Genomic DNA, 18,697 nt, shown 5'->3' with positions numbered 1-18,697 from the left:
CCACGAGTGAACGGCCCTGCGTGCCCCATGAATCAAGACAACTGGAGTTAATCGACTATGGCTTCCCGCATTATCCTCAATGCGTTTGAAATGACCTGCGTGAGTCATCAGGCCGCGGGCACCTGGCGGCACCCGGACAGCCAGGCATGGAAATACAAGGATCTCGATTACTGGGTCGAGTTGGCCAAGCTGCTTGAGCGCGGCTATTTCGACTCGGTGTTTATCGCCGACGTCGTCGGCGTCTATGACATCTATCGCGGCTCGGTGGAAACCTCCCTGCTCGACGCCGACCAGGTGCCGGTCAACGATCCGTTCTTTCAAGTGCCGGCCATGGCCACCGTCACCAAGCACTTGGGCTTTGGCGTGACCTCGGCGCTGACCTACGAACAGCCTTACGCCCTGGCGCGAAAGTTCTCGACCCTCGACCACCTGACCAAAGGCCGCGTGGCGTGGAACGTGGTGACCTCGTACCTCAACAGCGCGGCGGTCAACCTGGGCCTCAAGCAACAGATTTCCCACGACGAACGCTATGACATCGCCGATGAGTTTCTGGACGTGACCTACAAGCTGTGGGAAGGCTCCTGGGATGAAGATGCGGTGCTGCGTGACCGCGAGCGCGGGATCTTTACCGACCCGAGCAAAGTCCATCCGATCGGCCACAAGGGCAAATACTACGATGTGCCGGGCATCCATCTGTCCGAGCCGTCGCCACAGCGCACCCCGGTGATTTTCCAGGCCGGCGCTTCCAGCCGTGGCCGCGCCTTTGCCGCCAAGCACGCCGAAGGGGTGTTCATCAGCCCGGCCACCGCCGAACAGGCGCGCGAGGTCTCCGATGACATCCGCAACCGCGCCGTGGCAGCCGGTCGCAGCCGTGACTCGGTCAAGGTGTTCACGCTGCTGACGGTGATCACCGGTGAAAGCGATGAAGCCGCGCAAGCCAAATACCGCGACTACCTGAGCTATGCCAACGGCGAAGGCATGTTGTCGTTTTACGGCGGCTGGACCGGTATCGATTTCTCCGAATACGACCCGGACCAACCCCTGGAAGCGATCGACAACGACAGCATCCGCTCGGTGCTGGAACTGCTCGCCACCGCCGACCCCGACCGCAAGTGGACGCCGCGCGACATCATCAAACACCGCAGCATCGGCGGCTTGGGCCCGGTGCTGGTGGGCGGCCCGAAAACGGTGGCCGACGAGATGGAGCGCTGGGTGGACGTCGGCGGTATCGACGGGTTCAACCTGGCCTATGCGATCACCCCGGGCACCTTCGAAGACCTCGTCGAGTTCATCGTTCCCGAGCTGCAACGCCGGGGCCGTGTCCGCACCTCCTATGAGGGCGACACCCTGCGCGAAAACCTCCTCGACGGCACTTCGCCCTACGCCGCCGATGACCATCCGGCGGCGCGTTATCGCGGAGCGTTCAAAACCGGCGCCAACGCCACCGATCACACCAAACCGTCCAGATTCTCCGACCTGACTTGACGCTTGACTGCGCTGAAGAGGAATTCATCCTATGTCCAGTTTCACCACGCTGAACACATTGTCTGTCGGCACCGATTACGAAGCGCTCGCCGCGCGTTTTCGGCCGATCTTTGCGCGGATTGCCGAAGGGGCGGTCGAGCGCGAACGCAGCCGCACGCTGCCGTTCGAACCGATCCAATGGCTCAAGCACGCCGGGTTCGGCGCCGTGCGTGTCCCGGTCGAATTCGGCGGGGCCGGCGCCTCGCTGCCGCAACTGTTCCAACTGTTGATTGAACTGGCGGCCGCCGACTCCAACGTGACACAAGCCCTGCGCGGGCATTTTGCGTTTGTCGAAGACCGCCTCAACGCTCAGGCATTCAGCGCCCAGAACGCCTGGTTCGAGCGGTTTGTGGCCGGGGAACTGGTCGGCAATGCCTGGACCGAAGTCGGCGACGTGAAGATCGGCCAGGTGATTACCCGCATCAGCCGCCAGGGCGAGCAATGGGTCGCCAACGGCACCAAGTTCTACAGCACCGGTAGCCTGTTCGCCGACTGGATCGACCTGTACGCCCAACGGGACGACACCGGTGCCGACGTGATCGCGGCGGTCCGCGTGCAGCAACCGGGTGTGCGGCAAAGCGACGATTGGGATGGCTTTGGGCAGCGCACCACCGGCAGCGGCACGTCAGTGTTTGAAAACGCAGTGGTCGAAGACGACCACCTGATCGACTTCTCCACGCGCTTTAAATACCAGACGGCGTTTTACCAACTGACCCTGCTGGCTGTCCTGGTCGGGTCGGGGCAGGCGGCCGTGCGAGAGGTGGCCCAACAGGTACGTGTTCGCGCCCGGGTGTTCAGCCATGGCAATGCGGCAGCGGTGCGTGACGATGCCCAGGTGCAGCAGGTGGTCGGCAAAGCCTCGGCGCAGGTCTACACCGCCGAAGCGGCCGCCCTGCGCGCCGCCGCGGCGTCGCAACGCGCCTACGTGGCGCACTTCGCCAAGGATGCGCAGGTCGAACGCGAGGCCAACATCGCTGCGGAGCTGGAGTCGGCCCAAGCGCAAGTGGTGATTGCCGAGCTGGTGCTTCGCGCCACCAGCGACCTGTTCAACGCCCTGGGCGCTTCCGCCGCACGCACGAGCCTGCAACTCGACCGCCACTGGCGCAATGCGCGCACCGCGGCCTCGCATAATCCATTGATCTATAAAGAGCGGATCATCGGTGATTGGGAAATCAACGGCACCGAACCGCCCTACGTGTGGCAGATCGGCAGTGGCGGCCCGCAAAACCAAGCAGCGAAATAGCGCCAGCACGTAAAACCGCGACCTGAAATGCCCCGGCCCGTCGGGGCATTTTTTTCCGAGCCGCCGAAAAAGCTGCGCCGCGTCCCTTGCGGCAGCGTGCATGCGCGCAAAAAAACAGCCCATCTGTATTTTGACGCTCCCCGCAGCCCGCTGTTAGTGTCCAGCCTCCCCCTCGCACATGGAGTACACCACGGTGAAACTGGACATCTACCAAGTCGACGCCTTCAGCCAACACCCTTTCGGCGGCAACCCCGCTGCGGTGTGCCCGCTGACCGAGTGGCTGAGCGACGTGCAACTGCAAAACATCGCCGCCGAAAACAACCTGTCCGAAACCGCCTACTTCGTACCGCGTGACGATTTTTATGAGTTGCGCTGGTTCACCCCGACCGTCGAAGTCGACCTGTGCGGCCATGCCACGCTTGCAGCGGCGTGGGTGTTGATCAATGCGTTGGCGGATGCGCCTGACGTGCTGCGGTTTGCAACGCGCAGCGGCGAGCTCCGGGTAACCCGCGAGGGCGATGAACTGGCGATGGATTTCCCGGCGAAAGCGCCACAAGCGTGCGAGCCGCCTGCCGGAATGTTGAGCGCGCTGGGGATTGAACGCGCCGAGGTGTTCGGCACCGATGACTACATCGTGTTGCTCGACGACGAAGCCCAGGTCGCCGCGCTCACCCCGGATTTCGCCCGGCTCAAGGGCCTGCCCAAACGCGGGATTGCGGTGACGGCCAAGAGTGCGCGGTTCGATTTCATTTCCCGTTGGTTCGGCCCGAATGTGGGGGTCAATGAAGACCCGGTCACCGGTTCGGCGCATACCTCGTTGGCGCCGTTCTGGGCCGAGCGCCTGGGCAAGACAAGCCTGAGCGCCGAACAGGGCGGCACGCGCAAGGGCCAGTTGCGCTGTGCCCTCAAGGGCGACCGGGTGATTATTTCCGGCAAGGCTGTGCTGTATATGCAGGGCTCGATCTACCTGTAAAACGCACTCCCCAAGAACGACAGATCATTCGCAAAATGAACGGAGTTCAACGCGTGTTTTCGATTGCCCGCCGTCACCTGACGGTCATTGCCGCAGCCCTGGCCCTGGTGGCCTGCCACTCCCCGGTCAACGAACCGCCAGCGGCGCCGGAGTTGGGCTCGGGCTATCGCACCGACCTCAGCCCGCGCCACGCCGCGCAGCATATGGCGGCAGCGGCCAACCCGCTGGCGGCCGAAGCCGGGCGCGAGATGTTGCGCCAGGGCGGTTCGGCAATCGACGCGGCGATTGCCATGCAGGCGGTGTTGACGCTGGTGGAGCCGCAGTCGTCGGGGATTGGCGGCGGCGCGTTCATCATGCTGTGGGACGGGAACCGCGTGCAGGCGTATGACGGCCGGGAAACCGCACCGGCCGGGGCGACCGAGCGCTTGTTCCTCAAGCCCGACGGGCAGCCGATGGCGTTTAGCGCAGCACAGATCGGCGGGCGTTCGGTGGGCACGCCGGGGGTATTGCGAGCGCTGGAGCTGGCGCACAAAAAGACCGGGCATCTGCCCTGGGCCCGGTTGTTCGAGCCGGCGATCCGGCTGTCGGAACACGGCTTCGCCATCTCGCCGCGCTTGCACAGCCTGATTGCCGCTGACCGTTTTATCCCACAGTCGCCGGAGATGGCGGCCTACTTTCTGAACGCCGATGGCACGCCCAAAGCCACCGGCACCCTATTGAAAAACCCGGCGCTGGCCGCCGTGTTCAAGCGCATCGCCGAGGAAGGCCCGGACGCGCTGTACCACGGCCCGATCGCCGACGAGATTGCGCGCAAGGTGCAGGGCCACCGCAACGCGGGCAGCCTGTCCGAGGCCGACCTTGCAGGCTACGCGGCCAAGGAGCGCGCGCCACTGTGTACCGATTACAAGCGCTGGAAAATCTGTGGCATGCCGCCGCCGTCGTCGGGCGGGATTGCCATCGCGCAGATCCTCGGCACGTTGCAGGCCCTGCAAGCCCGCGACCCACGCCTGGCCATCGCGCCCATGACACCGCTCAAGAGCGCCTCCCCCGCCGGCCTTGAGCCCACGCCCGAGGCGGTTCACCTGATCGCCGAAGCCGGGCGCCTGGCCTTTGCCGACCGCGCCCTGTATGTGGCCGATGCCGACTTTGTGCCGGTGCCGGTCGCCGGCCTGGTCGCCCCCGACTACCTGGCCCAGCGCGCCGCCTTGATCGGTGAACGCAGCCTGGGCATCGCGCAGCCGGGCCAACCGGCGGGCATTCAAGTGGCGTATGCCCCGGACCGCTCGCCGCTGCGCATCTCCACCTCACAAGTGGTGGCGGTGGATGACCAGGGTGGTGCCGTGTCGATGACCACCACGGTGGAGTCCGCATTTGGCTCGCACCTGATGGTCCAGGGCTTTGTGCTCAACAACCAGATGACCGACTTCTCGTTCATTCCCGAAGAAAACGGCCAGCCGGTGGCCAACCGCGTGCAACCCGGCAAACGCCCGCGCTCGGCCATGGCGCCGACCCTGGTGTTCGACCGCCACAGCGGTGAGTTGCTGGCCACCCTGGGTTCGCCGGGCGGCTCGCAGATCATCGAATACGTGAGCAAATCCCTGGTGGCGATGCTCGACTGGCAACTCGACCCGCAAGCCGCGATCAGCCTGCCCAACTTCGGCAGCCGCAATGGCGCTACCGAACTGGAAACCGGCCTGTTCAGCCCGGCGTTGAAACAGGCGCTCAGGGACAAGGGCCAAGCGCTGAGCGAGATCGAGATGACCAGTGGCATCCAGGCCATCGTTCGCACGCAGGATGCGCAGGGCACGGTGACGCTGAGCGGCGGTGCCGACCCTCGGCGGGAGGGAGAGGCGTTGGGCGATTGATCGTTAATGCACGGAGAACAGCACAGTGCGCAAGGCAAACAATCTCGGTTCCGTTCCTGGTGTCGACCACGGTTTTTGTTCGATCAATGACCCGCAGCGGCCGGAAGATGTATTCATCTGCAAGCAGATACACAGTGCGTCGGTGATGGAATGGCAGGCAGATCGGGTGGCCAATACGGTCGAAGCCGATGGCGTGTTGACGCGCCATCACCACCCGATCGCGGTGATCACCGCCGACTGCCTGCCCATTCTGTTCGCCTCGAACAACGGTGACTGGGTGGCCGCTGTGCACGGTGGCTGGAAGGGCCTGCAACGCGGGATCATCGCCAGCGCCGTGCAGCGCTTTGCCGCTGAAGGAGTGGCTGTCGATCAATTGCAGGTGGCAATCGGGCCGTCGATCAAGCCCTGTTGTTATGAGGTGAGCGCGGCGTTTATTGCCGAGTTCCAGTCGGACCAAGGGCACCTGTGGCCACACCGCCAGGCGCCATGGAGCGCTGAGCAACCGGCACCGCTGCTGACGCCGGAAATTGCACCGCCCCAGGCGAGACAAGCGGGCAGCGCATGGTTTGACTTGAGCGGGTATGGGCTGATGCTGCTGCAAGCGGCAGGCATTCGGCGCGAGCAGATTGAAGTGAGTGAGGTGTGTACCTATTGCACATCACCGACGTTTGCCAGCTACCGCCGACGCACGCATCAACCGCAAGAGGCGAAGACGTTGTTGTATTCGTGGATTGCTCGTACAAGCTGATTAACAAAGGCCTACAGCCCTCTTTTGAATGTCCCCTCCCTGAGCATAGGTATCTACACAACTTTGTAGCAGCCAACGGTAACCACGATGCGAAGCGAGCCGCTCTTGATTTTGCTTTTGATCTCAGGCGCCCCGTTAAACCACGCTGGCCGGAATTCGATATTGATTTGGGGGGTAAACCGGCAGGGATGCCGGTTTAGCCGCCCCGCGCCATGGATGGCGCGTGGCGGCGGCCCCCCAAATCAATGTCGGATTACGGGCACACCGAGCCTAGGCGAGGTGCCGAGTGGTGGGGCGAAGGCCTTTTGCTTACTTTTGGGCCTTTCCAAAAGTGAGCCGCTGTAAGAGCGGAACCAATAGCCGCCGTTACCGCAGCAACGGATATGTACTCAGTCTGATCCAACATCTTGGTCGGCTGTCAGGCCGCCATCGGGGGCAAGTCGAATCGTCGCACCACCCCTCCCACATTTAGGTCGCGGGGCATCAGTTAGATAGTCGTCGGCTCCCGAGCCGTCACGGGAGCAAGCTCCCTCGCCACAGGTTCAGGACCACGCCAAAGTTGTGTGGATACCTATGCTCCCTGAGACAAAACGCAAAGTGCCATGTCATTTTTTGCGATAAAAACGCCCTTGAACAGCGGCTCCACTACTGCGATTTTCTGGCCCGCCCTTTCTTGCCAGAAGCTACGTCAGACGCCGGAACCGTAATTCCCGGCTCGGGTGGCTGCCGCAAAGTACGCTGGAGCCTGGAAGGCCGAGGTAAAAGTGGATCAGTGCGGATCATCTACACCACACAATTGTCGTGTGGAGCAGTAGTAGCCCTGCTGATTTACGGCAAGGGCGCTACCGAGCCTATTCCAGCGCATATCCTGTACAAAATCGCGAAGGACATGAACCATGCCACTCACTGAGAAACAGCTGAAGGAACGTGACGCCAAACGCGCTATCGGCGAAGAATTACTGGCAGCCATTCAGGATGTCAAAGCGGGGCTTTACGGCGCAGTCCACCAGGTTGAAATCACTCAAGCCGCGGACGCAAGAAGTAAGACTGGGTTGTCGCAAGCCAAATTTGCCGAGCTGTTGGGGGTGTCGATAAGAACCCTTCAAGAGTGGGAACAAGGGCGTCGTTCCCCCTCCGGCGCAGCACGTTCGCTGCTGCATATTGCGGCTATAAGACCGGACGTTTTCCGGGAAGTCCTCAGTAACGCCTGATGGCGTTACTGACGCGCCGGGCGATGACTATCGGCTGATCTTCAACCCCTTGCGCCCCGCATGCCGCTCCAACGCCAGTTCAATCAAGCGGCTGACCAACTCGCTGTAGCTCATCCCCGCCGCCTGCCACAGCTTGGGGTACATGCTGATCCGGGTAAAACCCGGCAACGAGTTGATTTCGTTGATCAGCACTTCGCCGTCCTCGGTGAGGAACACATCGACCCGCGCCAGCCCTGCGCACCCCAACACCTCGAACGCTTCGACGGCCAGGCGGCGAATCCGCTCGCTGGCTTGCACGCTGATATCGGCCGGCACTACCACTTGGGCCGCCTGGTCGTCGATGTACTTGCTGTCGTAGGAATAGAAGCCGCTGCTCACCACGATCTCGCCGCAACCGCTGGCGATGGGATGTTCGTTGCCCAGCACGGCGCATTCGATTTCGCGGCCGTGGACGGCGGACTCCACCAGCACTTTCTCGTCAAAACCCAGGGCCAGTTCGACGGCGGCGTGGTATTCGGCCTCGTCGTTCACTTTGCTCACGCCCACCGAAGAGCCTTGGTTGGCGGGTTTGACGAACATCGGCAGGCCGAGCTTGCCCACCGCCATGTCGAACGACGTGCGCGCCGCGTTGTTGCGGTTGAGGGTGATAAACGGCGTGACGGCAATGCCGGCGTCGCGCAGCAAGCGTTTGCTGATGTCTTTGTCCATGCACACCGCCGAGCCGAGCACGTCGGAGCCGACGAAAGGCAGGTCGGCCATGCGCAGCAGGCCTTGCAGGCAACCGTCCTCGCCGAGGGTGCCGTGGACGATGGGGAAGATCACATCGATATGCGCGAGCAGGCCGCTGCCGGCGGTTTCCACCACTTGCTGGCTGGCCTTGCCCGGCACCACCGCCAGTTCGCGGTTGGACTGGTTGAGGGCGATCAGCGCCGGGTTTTCCTGGTTGATCAGGAAGTTCGAGGTGTCGTTAAGGTGCCAGTGACCGGCCTTGTCGATACCGATCAGCACCGGCTCGAAGCGCGAGCGGTCGAGGGCATCGACAATATTGCGCGCCGATTGCAGCGAGACTTCGTGCTCGGCCGAACGGCCACCAAAAATAATCCCTACGCGCACCTTGCTCATGACCCGACCTCACTGTTGAAAGTAAGGCTTCTTACCATGAGCGGTCAGCGATTCGCTACCAGATGTACACCGAACAGCATGTAGCAACTCCCGGCAAAACGGTCGAGCCATTTACGCGAGCGGCTGTAGAGGTCGGCCATGCGCGCACTGGAAAACACCAGGGCCACGCTGGAATACCAGCTGAACGACAAGGTGGCCATGATGATCACCGCCAGGGTCAACAGCATCGGCGATGGCGACGGCGGCATGGTGGACGCGAAGATGGTGGCGACGAACAGCGCGGCCTTGGGATTGGACAGATTGCCCAGCAACCCCAGGCGCCAGGCGGAAAACAACGAGCGCCTAGCCCCGTCCGGCAAGCGGCTCTGCCCCATCACCGGCGCCGAGCGTTTGAACAGCTTCAACCCCAGGTAGATCAAGTAGCAGCCACCGATGATCTTGAACGCCAGGTACAGCATGGGGGCGGCGGTAAACAGCGACTTTATGCCCAGCCCACCGGCCAGCCCCCACAGGATCGTCCCAGTCGCGACACCCGCCGAGGCCACCACGCCATGGCGGCGCGAACAGCTGGCGGCCAGTTGCGCGGTGTTGAAGAAATTGGGCCCGGGCGTGACCACCGCCACCGTCCACAGCAGGGCCAGCGAGATCAGGGGCGTCACGTAGGCGGGGTTGAGCAAATCCATGGCGGGCAACTCCATCAGCACAGGGCACGAACAGCGATCATAGGCCTCGCCTGCCCCCCTGCACAATCGTACAAGACCCCGGCAGACAAGGGCCTCAGACTCGGTTAACGTGTTTCCACCTCTTCTTGTGACAAGTCACCATGGGTAAACCCACCCCCACCCTCGACTGGGTCCACCGCGCGCCGCATGCCAGTGGCCTGGACCGTATCGAGGCGTACTTCGCCGGCATCGCGTTCGACCTGCATCGCCATGACACCTATGCCATCGGTCGCACCTTGTTCGGCGTGCAGAGTTTTCATTATCGCGGCGGCATGACCCATGGCCTGCCCGGCACCACCATGGTGATTCATCCCGACGAGACCCATGACGGCCGCGCCGGCAGCGAGGAAGGCTTCAAGTACCGCATGATCTATGTGGAGCCGGCGCTGGTCCAACAGATCCTCGGCGGCAAGCCGTTGCCGTTTATCCCCGGCGGGGTGTCCACCGACCCGTGGCTGTTTCGCGCCAGCGAAGTGTTGCTGCAAAGCCTGGACTGCCCGATCGACCGGCTGCAGGAGCAGGACGCCCTGTTCGACCTGGCCCAAGCCTTGAACAACGCCTCGGGAGCGATCACCACCCGCAAGACCTTCGATTACGTCGCCGCCGAACGCGCCCGGGAATTTATCCACAGCGCCCTGGGCCGCAGCATCACCCTGGATGAAATGGCCGAACACGCCGGCCGCGACCGCTGGGCCTTGTCGCGGGATTTTCGTTTGTTGTTCGGCACCAGCCCTTACCGCTACCTGACCATGCGCCGGCTGGATCTGGTACGCAGCCTGCTGGCCCAGGGCAAAACGCTGGTGGACGCAGCGATGATCGCCGGCTTCACCGACCAGAGCCACATGACCCGGCAATTTCACAGCACCTACGGCATGCCGCCGGCGCGCTGGGTGAAGATGCTCGGGCGCTGAACGCGCTCAACCGGCGGGCGTCAGCTGCTGCCCGTCAATCGGCTGGCCGATCGTGAGGAAATGCCCGCCCGCCACATGGTGCAAGGTGCGCAGTTGATCAAAGCCTTCGAAGTGCCAGTGCCCTTCGCTGAACACGCGCTCGTCGGCATACGCCGCGACCACTTCGCCGAGGAACAGATCGTAGGTCTGCTGGGTGTGCGGTTCGGGCAACAGGCGGCATTCCAACCACGCGACGCAGCCTTCGAGCAAAGGCGCCTCAGTGTGTTCACCGTTGAAGGTGCGCAGGCCATAGGCGGCGAATTTGTCGAGTTCCGCGCCGCTGGTAGTGCCCACCGTCTGCACGAGATCGGCCTGGGCCGCGCAGGGCACCTGCAGCACGAAGGTGCCGGCGCGTTCCAGCAGTTGCCGGGTCCAGGTGGCCTTGTCCAGCACGACGGCGACTTTCGGCGGTTCGAAATCCAACGGCATGGCCCAGGCGGCAGCCATGATGTTGCGCTGACCGTCATGCGCGGCGCTGACCAGCACGGTCGGGCCGTGGTTGAGCAAGCGGTAGGCCTTGGACAGCGGAACGGGGCGGCAGTGGTCGGGGCTCATGAAGGATCGGCTCTTCAATAGTGAAAAAACCTACGATACCTCAAGCACAAGCCCTACGGGTCAGTTCGAGAGCTGGTTGGCGAACTGTCCGACTGCGCTGACGACCTTTTGTGCGCCGTCCTGGATGTCCACGATCACCGTGCCGGCTTCGGCCGCCAGGGCCAGGCCCTGCTCGGCTTGCTGGCGGCCGTCACTCATCAGGCGCACCGCACCGGCAACGTGTTCGCCGCGCGCCTGCAGTTGCGACATCGAGTAAGCCAGTTCCTGCAGGAAGTTGGCATTCGCCCATTCCACCCGGCCTTCATCGGTGTGGCCGGCGTTTTCTGAAGAGCGCTTCAATGCCCGGCGTCACTCTTTTTTACAGCGGTCAGCTGCCATTGTTCCGGCAGATACCCATCACTTGATATTCCAGGGTATTGAGCTTGCCGCTGGTGTCTTCGTAGGTCATGCGCGAGGGCACGGGGCTGCAAGAGCGGATCGGTGGTGTCACGTTGACCACCTTGGCGATGTCCAGGGTCATGCCATAGCGATAGGTCTGCACCACCGGGGCCGCTTTGCCCTCTCTGGCCGCGTATTCGGTCATGGCTTGTTCATTGCGCTCCATCATCAGCGCAAACGTGCGATCGCCGCCGCCTTCGGCCAATGCGCCGAAGGACAGGATGGCCGTCAATATACCCAGGCCAGTTTTATAAAAGTTCATTGTTCATTCCTCGACTGAAAGTTCAGTGTCGAGACTAACCAAACAACCCTGACGCGATGTTCACCAGAAGATTACGTATTTGTTAGGTGGCACTAAGGTTCCAGAATTGTAATGTTCACGCAACACAGCCGTTATCCACGGTTTGCAACTATCAGCCCGGGCCAAATCAATAAGAACGCCCGCCTCCATAAGAAGCTGATCACTGCCAATACCGAGGAGCGAAACATGCATATCCGTTATTACACCCTCCCCCTCTCACTCGTCGCCGCCTTGCCCCTGGCAGCGCTGGCCGTGGAAGACCAGCCCGACGGTTTTATCGAAGGCAGCCGCCTGAACGTGCTGGCACGTAATTTTTACTTCAACCGCGATGATCGCAAAGGCCAATCCAGCCCGACCGGCAACGGCTATTCAGAAGCCTGGGCGCAGGGGCTGATCGGCAAGTTCGAGTCCGGCTTTACCCAAGGCACCGTGGGTTTTGGCCTGGATGCGTTTGCCATGGTCGGCGTGAAACTCGATTCGGGCACCGGCCGCAGCGGCGGCAAGGGCTCGTTCGGCATGTTGCCGGTGGACCGCGACAACCGCCCCGAAGACAGCTACAGCAAGGTCGGCGGCGCCGCGAAATTGCGCGTGCTGGACACAGTGATCAAGGCCGGCGACGTGTTCCCGCTGACGCCGGTGGTGGCCTACGGCGACTCCCGTGTATTGCCAGAAAGTTTCCGTGGCGTCACCGTGCAAAACACCAGCCTCGCCGGCCTGAGCCTGCAGGGCGGACGCTTGAGCGGCATGAGCCAGCCCAATGAAAGCGGCATGAACAAAGGCTTCGCGACGTTTTATGCGGGCCCGGTCGACTCGCCCTGGATCGGCTATTTCGGCGGTGACTATCAACTCAACAAGCACCTCGGTTTCAGCCTGTACAGCAGCCGCCTGAAAGACGCCTGGGACCAATACTACGTCGGCAGCACCGCCAGTTACCCGCTCACCGAAGACGTTTCGCTGTTCGGCGACGTCAATTACTACAAGGCCGTGGACGAGGGCAAAAAGCGCCTGGGCACATTCGACAACAACATCTGGAGCGCCCGGCTCGGGGTGAAAGTCGGCGCCCACAGCGTTGCCGTGTCGCACCAGCGCAACAATGGCGACGACGACTTCGATTACCTGCGCCAGTCGGACTCGATCTTCCTCAACAACTCGATCCAGTACAGCGACTTCAACTCGCCCAAGGAACGCTCATGGATGGTGCGCTACGACCTGGACATGCAGGCCTTCGGCATTCCCGGCCTGACGTTCATGACCCGCTACGCCAAAGGCAGCGGGGCCGACTACAGCAACGCCAACGCGGTGTATATGCGCCGCGATGCCGCCGGTAATCCGCTCACCGATCAGCGCCGCTGGGAACGCAATATCGAAGCCAAGTACGTGGTGCAGGCCGGCACGCTGAAGGACTTATCCCTGCGCCTGCGCCAGGCGAGCGTGCGCTCAAGTGCATTTGAGTCGGACCTGGAAGAAGTAAGGGTCATTATCGAATATCCACTGGCGGTGCTCTAAGCAACGCTTACATTTACTTGCCGATGAAGTACATCTCTTCACAGGTTCAAATCTGTCAGAACTGTAATATCGGCCTCACCTTCGCGTTAAGTTGCAGTTTTTATACTGCGCATCGAGCACTATTCATCTCTGCGGCTTTTGTGTAGCTCCTTTGGAACGGAGATGAACTTTTTACGCCCCGCTTGGGGCGTTTTTTTGTTCACTCGCACAGCGGCGAATCGTCGCAGCTACCTGACGTGGCTTGACCCTATAGCGACTTCACGGCTCAGAGTTTTCCTACAGCCAAATTCAGCGCCTCTATGAGGCCATGCCCCCTCTCCGTTTCCTTTGAAGGTAAATCCCCATGCGTATCCTTGTGGTTGAGGACGAGCAGAAAACCGCCGATTACTTGCAGCAGGGCCTGACCGAAAGCGGCTATGTCGTCGATTGCGCCGCCAGTGGCGTCGACGGCCTGCACCTGGCCCGGCAACACACCTATGAACTGGTGATCCTCGATGTGAACCTGCCCAACACCGACGGTTGGGAAGTGCTGGAACACATGCGCCGCGACGGCAACCAGCGGGTGATGATGTTGACCGCCCGCGGCCGGCTGGCCGACAAGATCAAGGGCCTGGACATGGGCGCCGATGATTACCTGGTCAAACCCTTCGAATTCCCCGAACTGCTGGCCCGCGTCCGCACGCTGTTGCGCCGCAGCGAGCACATTCCGTTGCCGGACGTGTTGCGCGTCGCCGACCTGGAGCTGGACCCGCGCCGCCACCGCGCCTACCGCGGCACACGACGCATCGACCTGACCACCAAGGAGTTCGCCCTGCTGCACGTATTAATGCGCCAGGCCGGCGAGGTGATGACCCGCACGCAAATCATCTCGCTGGTGTGGGACATGAACTTCGACTGCGACACCAACGTCGTCGAAGTCTCCATCAGCCGCCTGCGCGGCAAGGTCGACGACCAGAGCGAGGTCAAGCTGATCCACACCATTCGCGGCGTCGGTTACGTGCTGGAGGCGCGTCAATGAGGACCAGCAGCCTGTCGATGCGCCTGGGCCTGACGGTCAGCCTGATGGGCGCCGGACTGGTCGTGCTGCTGGCGACCCTGGCTTACCTGGCCTTGACCCACGAGCTGGACAAACTCGCGCGCAAGGGCCTGGAAAACAAGCTGGATCAGTTGGAACACAGCCTGAGCCAGAGCCTCGCCCCCCGCGACATCAGCAGCCGCCCCCACTCGCTGCTGGACCTGGTGATGGGCCACGACAATATCTACCTGACCATCATGAGCACCCAGGCCAATACGCCGGTGCTCCTCAGCGTGGGCGCAAAACCCCAACAGCCGTTGTTGCTCGACGTACCGGCCGGCAAGACCCTGGCCTACCTGAACTGGGTGGACGGGCATGGCAACCGCATCCTCAGCGCCTCGCGCATGGTGGCGCTGCGCAATGGCGAGAACGTGCGCGTGCTGCTGTCGCTGGACCGCTCCGACGATGAAGCGTTGCTCAGTGCCTACCTGCGCTCCACGGTGATCGCCCTGCCGCTGCTGCTGATCCTGATCGGCATGGGCGCCTGGTGGCTGGTGCAGCGCGGGCTGGCGCCGTTGCAGCAGTTCAGCCGTGTGGCGGCGCAGGTCAGCACCCAGGACCTGACCCATCGCCTGGCGCTGGACAACCTGCCCAAGGAGCTGGGCGAGTTGGCCCAGGGCATCAACTTCATGCTGCACCGCCTGGACGACGGTGTGCGGCAACTGTCGCAGTTCTCCGATGACCTGGCCCACGAACTGCGCGCGCCATTGACCAACCTGATGGGCAAGGCGCAGGTGACGTTGTCCCGCGAGCGGCCTTCGCAGGAATACCAAGCGGGCCTGGAATCCTGCGTCGAGGAAATGGAACGCCTGTCGCGCATCGTCTCCGACATGCTGTTTCTGGCCCAGGTCAGCCATCCGGCGGCGCGGGCCGGGTTTGCCCAGGTGTCGCTGGGTGACGAAGCGCAGCGGGTGATGGAGCTGTTTGCCTTGAGCGCCGAGGACAAGCAGGTGACCTTGAACCTGCGCGGCGACGCCTGGGTGATGGGCGATCGCCTGATGATCCAGCGGGCCATCTCCAACTTGCTGTCCAATGCCATCCGCCACACGCCAACCGCGTCTACCGTGTTGTTGCTGGTGGAAACCTACGGCCAGCGTGTATCGCTGTCGGTCGGCAACCCCGGGCGCGGCATCGAAGCGCACCACCTGCCGCACTTGTTCGAACGCTTCTACCGCGCCGACAGCAGCCGTACCCGCGCCGAGGGCGGCACCGGCCTGGGGCTGGCCATCGTGCAGTCGATCATGCACCTGCATCAGGGCCACGCCGATGTCAGCAGCCAGCCGGGGCGTTTTACGCGCTTCAGCCTGGTGTTTCCTCGTCCTTGCGATGCGCCCAGTGATACAACGCCGGCAGCACCAGCAAGGTCAGCAACGTAGAGGAAATGATCCCGCCGATCACCACCGTCGCCAGCGGCCGCTGCACCTCGGCGCCGGTGCCGGTGGCCAGGGCCATGGGGATAAACCCGAGGGAGGCCACCAGCGCCGTCATCAACACCGGGCGCAGCCGGGTCAGCGCGCCCTCGTTGATGGCCATCGACAGCGAGCGCCCTTCCTCGCGCAGGTTGCGGATAAACGCGATCATCACCAGGCCGTTGAGCACCGCCACGCCGGACAAGGCGATAAAGCCCACCCCGGCCGAGATCGACAGCGGAATATCGCGCAGCCACAGCGCCATGATCCCACCGGTCAAGGCGAACGGAATCCCGGTGAACACCAACAGCCCGTCCTTGAGGTTGTTGAACATCATGAACAACAGCCCGAACACCAGCAGCAGCGCCACCGGCACCACGATGCGCAGGCGGTCGGAGGCCTCCTTCAACTGTTCGAACTGCCCGCCCCAGGTGGTCCAGTAGCCAACCGGCACTTTGACCTGGGCGCCGATGGCGGCTTCGGCCTCTTGGACAAACGAGCCGATATCACGCCCCCGCACGTTGGCGCTGACAATCACCAGGCGCTTGCCGTTCTCGCGGCTGATCTGGTTCGGGCCCAGCACCAGGTCGAGGCTGGCGACCTGGGACAAGGCGATAAAGCCCAGTTGCCCGGAGGCGTTACCGGCCAGCGCCGGCACCGGGATCAGCAGCCGCGACAAGCCATCGATATCGGTGCGCAATGCGTCGGACAAACGCACGACCATGTCGAAACGTCGGTCACCTTCGTACAACGTTCCAGCCTGGCGCCCACCGACTGCGACGGCAATCGTGTCCTGCACATCGCCGACGTTCAGGCCAAACCGCGCGGCCTTGTCGCGGTCGATATTGATGGTCAGTACCGGCAGGCCGGAGGTCTGCTCGACCTTCACTTCCGAGGCGCCGTTCAGGCCTTGCAAGGTCTCGGCGATTTCCCCGGCGGTGGCGTTGAGCACCGCCATGTCGTCGCCGAACACCTTCACCGCCACGTCGCTGCGCACCCCGGAAATCAGCTCGTTGAAGCGCAGTTGGATCGGTTGTGACAGTTCATACGCACTGCCCGGCACAATCGCACTGGCGCGCTGGATATCGGCGATCAGCGTTTCGCGGGACTTCTGCGGATCAGGCCACTGATCCTTGGGCTTGAGCATCACGTAGCTGTCGGAAATGTTCGGTGGCATCGGGTCGGAGGCAATCTCCGCGGTGCCGGTGCGGGCGAAGACCCGTTCGATTTCCGGCACCTGGGCCATCAAGGTTTTTTCCAACTGCTGTTGCATCTGCACCGACTGCGTCAGGCTGGTGCCGGGCACGCGCAGGGCTTGCTGGGCGAAGTCGCCTTCGCTGAGGCTGGGGATGAATTCGCTGCCCATGCGGCTGGCCACCAGCCCCGAGGCGACGATGGTCAACAGCGCCAAACCGAACACCAGCGGGCGCCGCGCCATCACCCCATCGAGCACCGGCGCATAGACCCGGCGCGCACTGCGCATCACCAGGTTTTCTTCTTCCTTGACCTTGCCGGTGACAAACAGCGCAATCGCCGCCGGCACAAAGGTCACCGAGAGGATCATCGCGCCGAACAGGGCGATCACCACGGTGAAGGCCATGGGGTGGAACATTTTCCCGGCCACGCCGGTGAGGGCGAAGATCGGCAGGTACACCACCATGATGATCAGTTGCCCGAAGATCAGCGCGCGCCGCGCCTCCTTGGCCGCCGCGAACACTTCGTGCAGGCGCTCGCTGCGGGTCAACAGGCGGCCGTGTCGCTGTTGCGCATGGGCCAGGCGACGGATCGCGTTCTCGACGATCACCACCGCGCCGTCGACGATGATGCCGAAGTCCAGCGCGCCGAGGCTCATCAGGTTGGCGCTGACTTTGTTGGTGAACATGCCGGTAAAGGTGAACAGCATCGCCAGCGGGATCACCATCGCGGTGATCAGCGCCGCGCGGATGTTGCCGAGGAACAGGAACAACACCGCGACCACCAGCAGCGCGCCTTCGAAAAGGTTTTTCTTCACCGTGGCGATGGCTTTTTCGACGAGGTTGGTGCGGTCGTAGACGGTCACGGCGACCACGCCCTCGGGCAGCGAGCGGTTGATCTGTTCGAGTCGCGCAGCCACGGCCTGGGACACGGTGCGGCTGTTTTCGCCGATCAGCATGAACACCGTACCCAGCACCACTTCACGGCCGTTTTCGGTGGCGGCGCCGGTACGCAGCTCACGGCCGATCTCGACCTGGGCCACATTGCGCACGCGGATCGGCGTGCCGTCCGAGGTGGTGATGACGATGTTGGCGATATCGTCGATCGACGCCACTTGCCCCGGTGCGCGGATCAGCAACTGCTCGCCGCTGCGCTCGATGTAGCCGGCACCGACGTTGGCGTTGTTGCGTTCCAGGGCGGTGACCAGATCGCTCAAGGTCAGGTTGTAGGCCGCCAGGCGCTTGGGGTCGGGGGCGATCTGGTATTCCTTGGCAAAACCACCGATGGTGTTGATCTCGGCCACGCCGGGCACGTTGCGCAGTTGCGGCTTGATGATCCAGTCCTGGATCACGCGCAGGTCGGTCGGCGTGTAGGGCGTGCCGTCGTCCTTGCGCGCGCCCTCTTCGGCTTCCACGGTCCATAGGAAAATTTCCCCAAGACCGGTGGAAATCGGCCCCATCGCCGTTTCGATGCCGACGGGCAATTGTTCACGGGCGACTTGCAGGCGTTCGTTGACCAATTGGCGGGCAAAGAACAGGTCGGTGCCGTCCTTGAAGATCACCGTGACCTGGGACAAACCGGAGCGCGACAGCGAACGGGTCTGCTGCAACCCCGGCAACCCGGCCATCGCGGTTTCGATGGGAAAGGTGATGCGCTGTTCGGTTTCCAGCGGCGAAAAACCGGGCGCCGCCGAGTTGATCTGCACCTGCACATTGGTGATGTCGGGCACCGCGTCGATGGGCAGTTTCTGATAGCTGGCGACGCCGACACCGGCCATCAACAGCACCGCCAACAGCACGATGATGCGCTGCTCGATGGCGAATTGGATAAGGCGCTCAAACATGGGAAATCACTCGCAGGA

At 62.8% G+C, this 18,697-nt stretch carries 15 protein-coding genes and 1 pseudogene; 10 read left to right on the top strand and 6 right to left on the bottom strand.

What is annotated here, in order from left to right:
• The first annotated feature begins 57 nt into the window (after positions 1-57).
• From LQ249_RS04390 to LQ249_RS04365, 6 genes are all read left to right on the top strand, one after another.
• Positions 58-1,485 (top strand): LLM class flavin-dependent oxidoreductase, encoded by a 1,428-nt coding sequence (locus LQ249_RS04390; RefSeq protein WP_232566212.1) that lies wholly within the window; start codon positions 58-60, stop codon positions 1,483-1,485.
• 31 nt (positions 1,486-1,516) lie between these two features.
• The gene (locus LQ249_RS04385; protein WP_046384805.1) at positions 1,517-2,767 is read left to right on the top strand and encodes an acyl-CoA dehydrogenase family protein; all 1,251 of its coding nucleotides are present in this window, start codon (positions 1,517-1,519) and stop codon (positions 2,765-2,767) included.
• Positions 2,768-2,960: 193 nt separating this feature from the next.
• A complete protein-coding gene (locus LQ249_RS04380; RefSeq protein ID WP_108525196.1) occupies positions 2,961-3,740 on the top strand; it encodes a PhzF family phenazine biosynthesis protein in 780 nt (259 codons plus the stop codon).
• A 35-nt stretch (positions 3,741-3,775) separates the two neighbouring features.
• Positions 3,776-5,605, top strand: coding sequence for a gamma-glutamyltransferase (ggt, locus tag LQ249_RS04375; RefSeq protein WP_232566211.1), 1,830 nt, complete (start codon positions 3,776-3,778; stop codon positions 5,603-5,605).
• A 25-nt stretch (positions 5,606-5,630) separates the two neighbouring features.
• Entirely contained in the window at positions 5,631-6,353 is a 723-nt protein-coding gene (pgeF, locus tag LQ249_RS04370; RefSeq protein WP_046384807.1) for a peptidoglycan editing factor PgeF, read from the top strand.
• Positions 6,354-7,249: 896 nt separating this feature from the next.
• A complete protein-coding gene (locus tag LQ249_RS04365) occupies positions 7,250-7,564 on the top strand; it encodes a helix-turn-helix domain-containing protein (RefSeq protein WP_046384808.1) in 315 nt (104 codons plus the stop codon).
• A gap of 27 nt (positions 7,565-7,591) precedes the next feature.
• On the opposite strand, the gene ddlA is transcribed toward LQ249_RS04365, so the two are convergent.
• Together ddlA and LQ249_RS04355 are read right to left on the bottom strand one after the other, a co-directional pair.
• The gene (gene ddlA / locus LQ249_RS04360) at positions 7,592-8,686 is read right to left on the bottom strand and encodes a D-alanine--D-alanine ligase (RefSeq protein ID WP_017844486.1); all 1,095 of its coding nucleotides are present in this window, start codon (positions 8,684-8,686) and stop codon (positions 7,592-7,594) included.
• 44 nt (positions 8,687-8,730) lie between these two features.
• Positions 8,731-9,369 (bottom strand): LysE family translocator, encoded by a 639-nt coding sequence (locus tag LQ249_RS04355; protein ID WP_108525190.1) that lies wholly within the window; start codon positions 9,367-9,369, stop codon positions 8,731-8,733.
• A gap of 140 nt (positions 9,370-9,509) precedes the next feature.
• Between LQ249_RS04355 and LQ249_RS04350 the strand changes: the two genes are divergently transcribed.
• Positions 9,510-10,319 carry an AraC family transcriptional regulator gene (locus tag LQ249_RS04350; RefSeq protein ID WP_017844488.1) on the top strand — a complete coding sequence of 270 codons (810 nt, stop codon included), beginning with the start codon at positions 9,510-9,512 and terminating at the stop codon, positions 10,317-10,319.
• 6 nt (positions 10,320-10,325) lie between these two features.
• On the opposite strand, the gene LQ249_RS04345 is transcribed toward LQ249_RS04350, so the two are convergent.
• The 3 genes and pseudogenes from LQ249_RS04345 to LQ249_RS04335 all read right to left on the bottom strand — a co-directional run bounded on the left by LQ249_RS04345 (position 10,326) and on the right by LQ249_RS04335 (position 11,613).
• A complete protein-coding gene (locus LQ249_RS04345) occupies positions 10,326-10,913 on the bottom strand; it encodes a flavin reductase family protein (RefSeq protein WP_046384811.1) in 588 nt (195 codons plus the stop codon).
• 60 nt (positions 10,914-10,973) lie between these two features.
• Positions 10,974-11,123: pseudogene (locus tag LQ249_RS04340) on the bottom strand (chemotaxis protein); the annotation flags it as partial.
• Positions 11,124-11,280: 157 nt separating this feature from the next.
• On the bottom strand, positions 11,281-11,613 hold the full coding sequence (locus tag LQ249_RS04335; RefSeq protein WP_126588931.1) for a DUF2790 domain-containing protein: 333 nt from the start codon (positions 11,611-11,613) through the stop codon (positions 11,281-11,283).
• A 225-nt stretch (positions 11,614-11,838) separates the two neighbouring features.
• Between LQ249_RS04335 and LQ249_RS04330 the strand changes: the two genes are divergently transcribed.
• The 3 genes from LQ249_RS04330 to LQ249_RS04320 all read left to right on the top strand — a co-directional run bounded on the left by LQ249_RS04330 (position 11,839) and on the right by LQ249_RS04320 (position 15,609).
• Positions 11,839-13,158 carry an OprD family porin gene (locus LQ249_RS04330; protein ID WP_177031396.1) on the top strand — a complete coding sequence of 440 codons (1,320 nt, stop codon included), beginning with the start codon at positions 11,839-11,841 and terminating at the stop codon, positions 13,156-13,158.
• A 343-nt stretch (positions 13,159-13,501) separates the two neighbouring features.
• Positions 13,502-14,176: a heavy metal response regulator transcription factor gene (locus tag LQ249_RS04325; protein WP_232566210.1), complete on the top strand. Its 675-nt coding sequence runs from the start codon at positions 13,502-13,504 to the stop codon at positions 14,174-14,176.
• Positions 14,173-15,609: a heavy metal sensor histidine kinase gene (locus LQ249_RS04320; RefSeq protein WP_169881864.1), complete on the top strand. Its 1,437-nt coding sequence runs from the start codon at positions 14,173-14,175 to the stop codon at positions 15,607-15,609. Before LQ249_RS04325 ends, LQ249_RS04320 begins: the two co-directional genes overlap by 4 nt.
• Here the strand turns inward: LQ249_RS04320 and LQ249_RS04315 are convergent.
• Positions 15,533-18,679 (bottom strand): CusA/CzcA family heavy metal efflux RND transporter, encoded by a 3,147-nt coding sequence (locus tag LQ249_RS04315; protein WP_057005638.1) that lies wholly within the window; start codon positions 18,677-18,679, stop codon positions 15,533-15,535. The genes LQ249_RS04320 and LQ249_RS04315 overlap by 77 nt on opposite strands.
• Positions 18,680-18,697: the final 18 nt, after the last annotated feature.

Source organism: Pseudomonas sp. 7-41 (assembly GCF_021233075.1).
Classification (GTDB): domain Bacteria; phylum Pseudomonadota; class Gammaproteobacteria; order Pseudomonadales; family Pseudomonadaceae; genus Aquipseudomonas; species Aquipseudomonas veronii.
Note: the sequence above shows the minus strand (reverse complement) of the source record. Positions and strands in the feature narration are given on the sequence as shown.

What these genes read in the sequence shown, in the direction of transcription:
- LQ249_RS04345 (WP_046384811.1), bottom strand. Translation starts at nt 10,913, where the DNA reads ATGAGCCCCGACCACTGCCGCCCCGTTCCGCTGTCCAAGGCCTACCGC.
- LQ249_RS04365 (WP_046384808.1), top strand. Translation starts at nt 7,250, where the DNA reads ATGCCACTCACTGAGAAACAGCTGAAGGAACGTGACGCCAAACGCGCT.
- LQ249_RS04320 (WP_169881864.1), top strand. Translation starts at nt 14,173, where the DNA reads ATGAGGACCAGCAGCCTGTCGATGCGCCTGGGCCTGACGGTCAGCCTG.
- LQ249_RS04315 (WP_057005638.1), bottom strand. Translation starts at nt 18,679, where the DNA reads ATGTTTGAGCGCCTTATCCAATTCGCCATCGAGCAGCGCATCATCGTG.
- ddlA (WP_017844486.1), bottom strand. Translation starts at nt 8,686, where the DNA reads ATGAGCAAGGTGCGCGTAGGGATTATTTTTGGTGGCCGTTCGGCCGAG.
- ggt (WP_232566211.1), top strand. Translation starts at nt 3,776, where the DNA reads ATGAACGGAGTTCAACGCGTGTTTTCGATTGCCCGCCGTCACCTGACG.
- LQ249_RS04385 (WP_046384805.1), top strand. Translation starts at nt 1,517, where the DNA reads ATGTCCAGTTTCACCACGCTGAACACATTGTCTGTCGGCACCGATTAC.
- LQ249_RS04335 (WP_126588931.1), bottom strand. Translation starts at nt 11,613, where the DNA reads ATGAACTTTTATAAAACTGGCCTGGGTATATTGACGGCCATCCTGTCC.
- LQ249_RS04355 (WP_108525190.1), bottom strand. Translation starts at nt 9,369, where the DNA reads ATGGATTTGCTCAACCCCGCCTACGTGACGCCCCTGATCTCGCTGGCC.
- LQ249_RS04390 (WP_232566212.1), top strand. Translation starts at nt 58, where the DNA reads ATGGCTTCCCGCATTATCCTCAATGCGTTTGAAATGACCTGCGTGAGT.
- LQ249_RS04330 (WP_177031396.1), top strand. Translation starts at nt 11,839, where the DNA reads ATGCATATCCGTTATTACACCCTCCCCCTCTCACTCGTCGCCGCCTTG.
- LQ249_RS04350 (WP_017844488.1), top strand. Translation starts at nt 9,510, where the DNA reads ATGGGTAAACCCACCCCCACCCTCGACTGGGTCCACCGCGCGCCGCAT.
- LQ249_RS04325 (WP_232566210.1), top strand. Translation starts at nt 13,502, where the DNA reads ATGCGTATCCTTGTGGTTGAGGACGAGCAGAAAACCGCCGATTACTTG.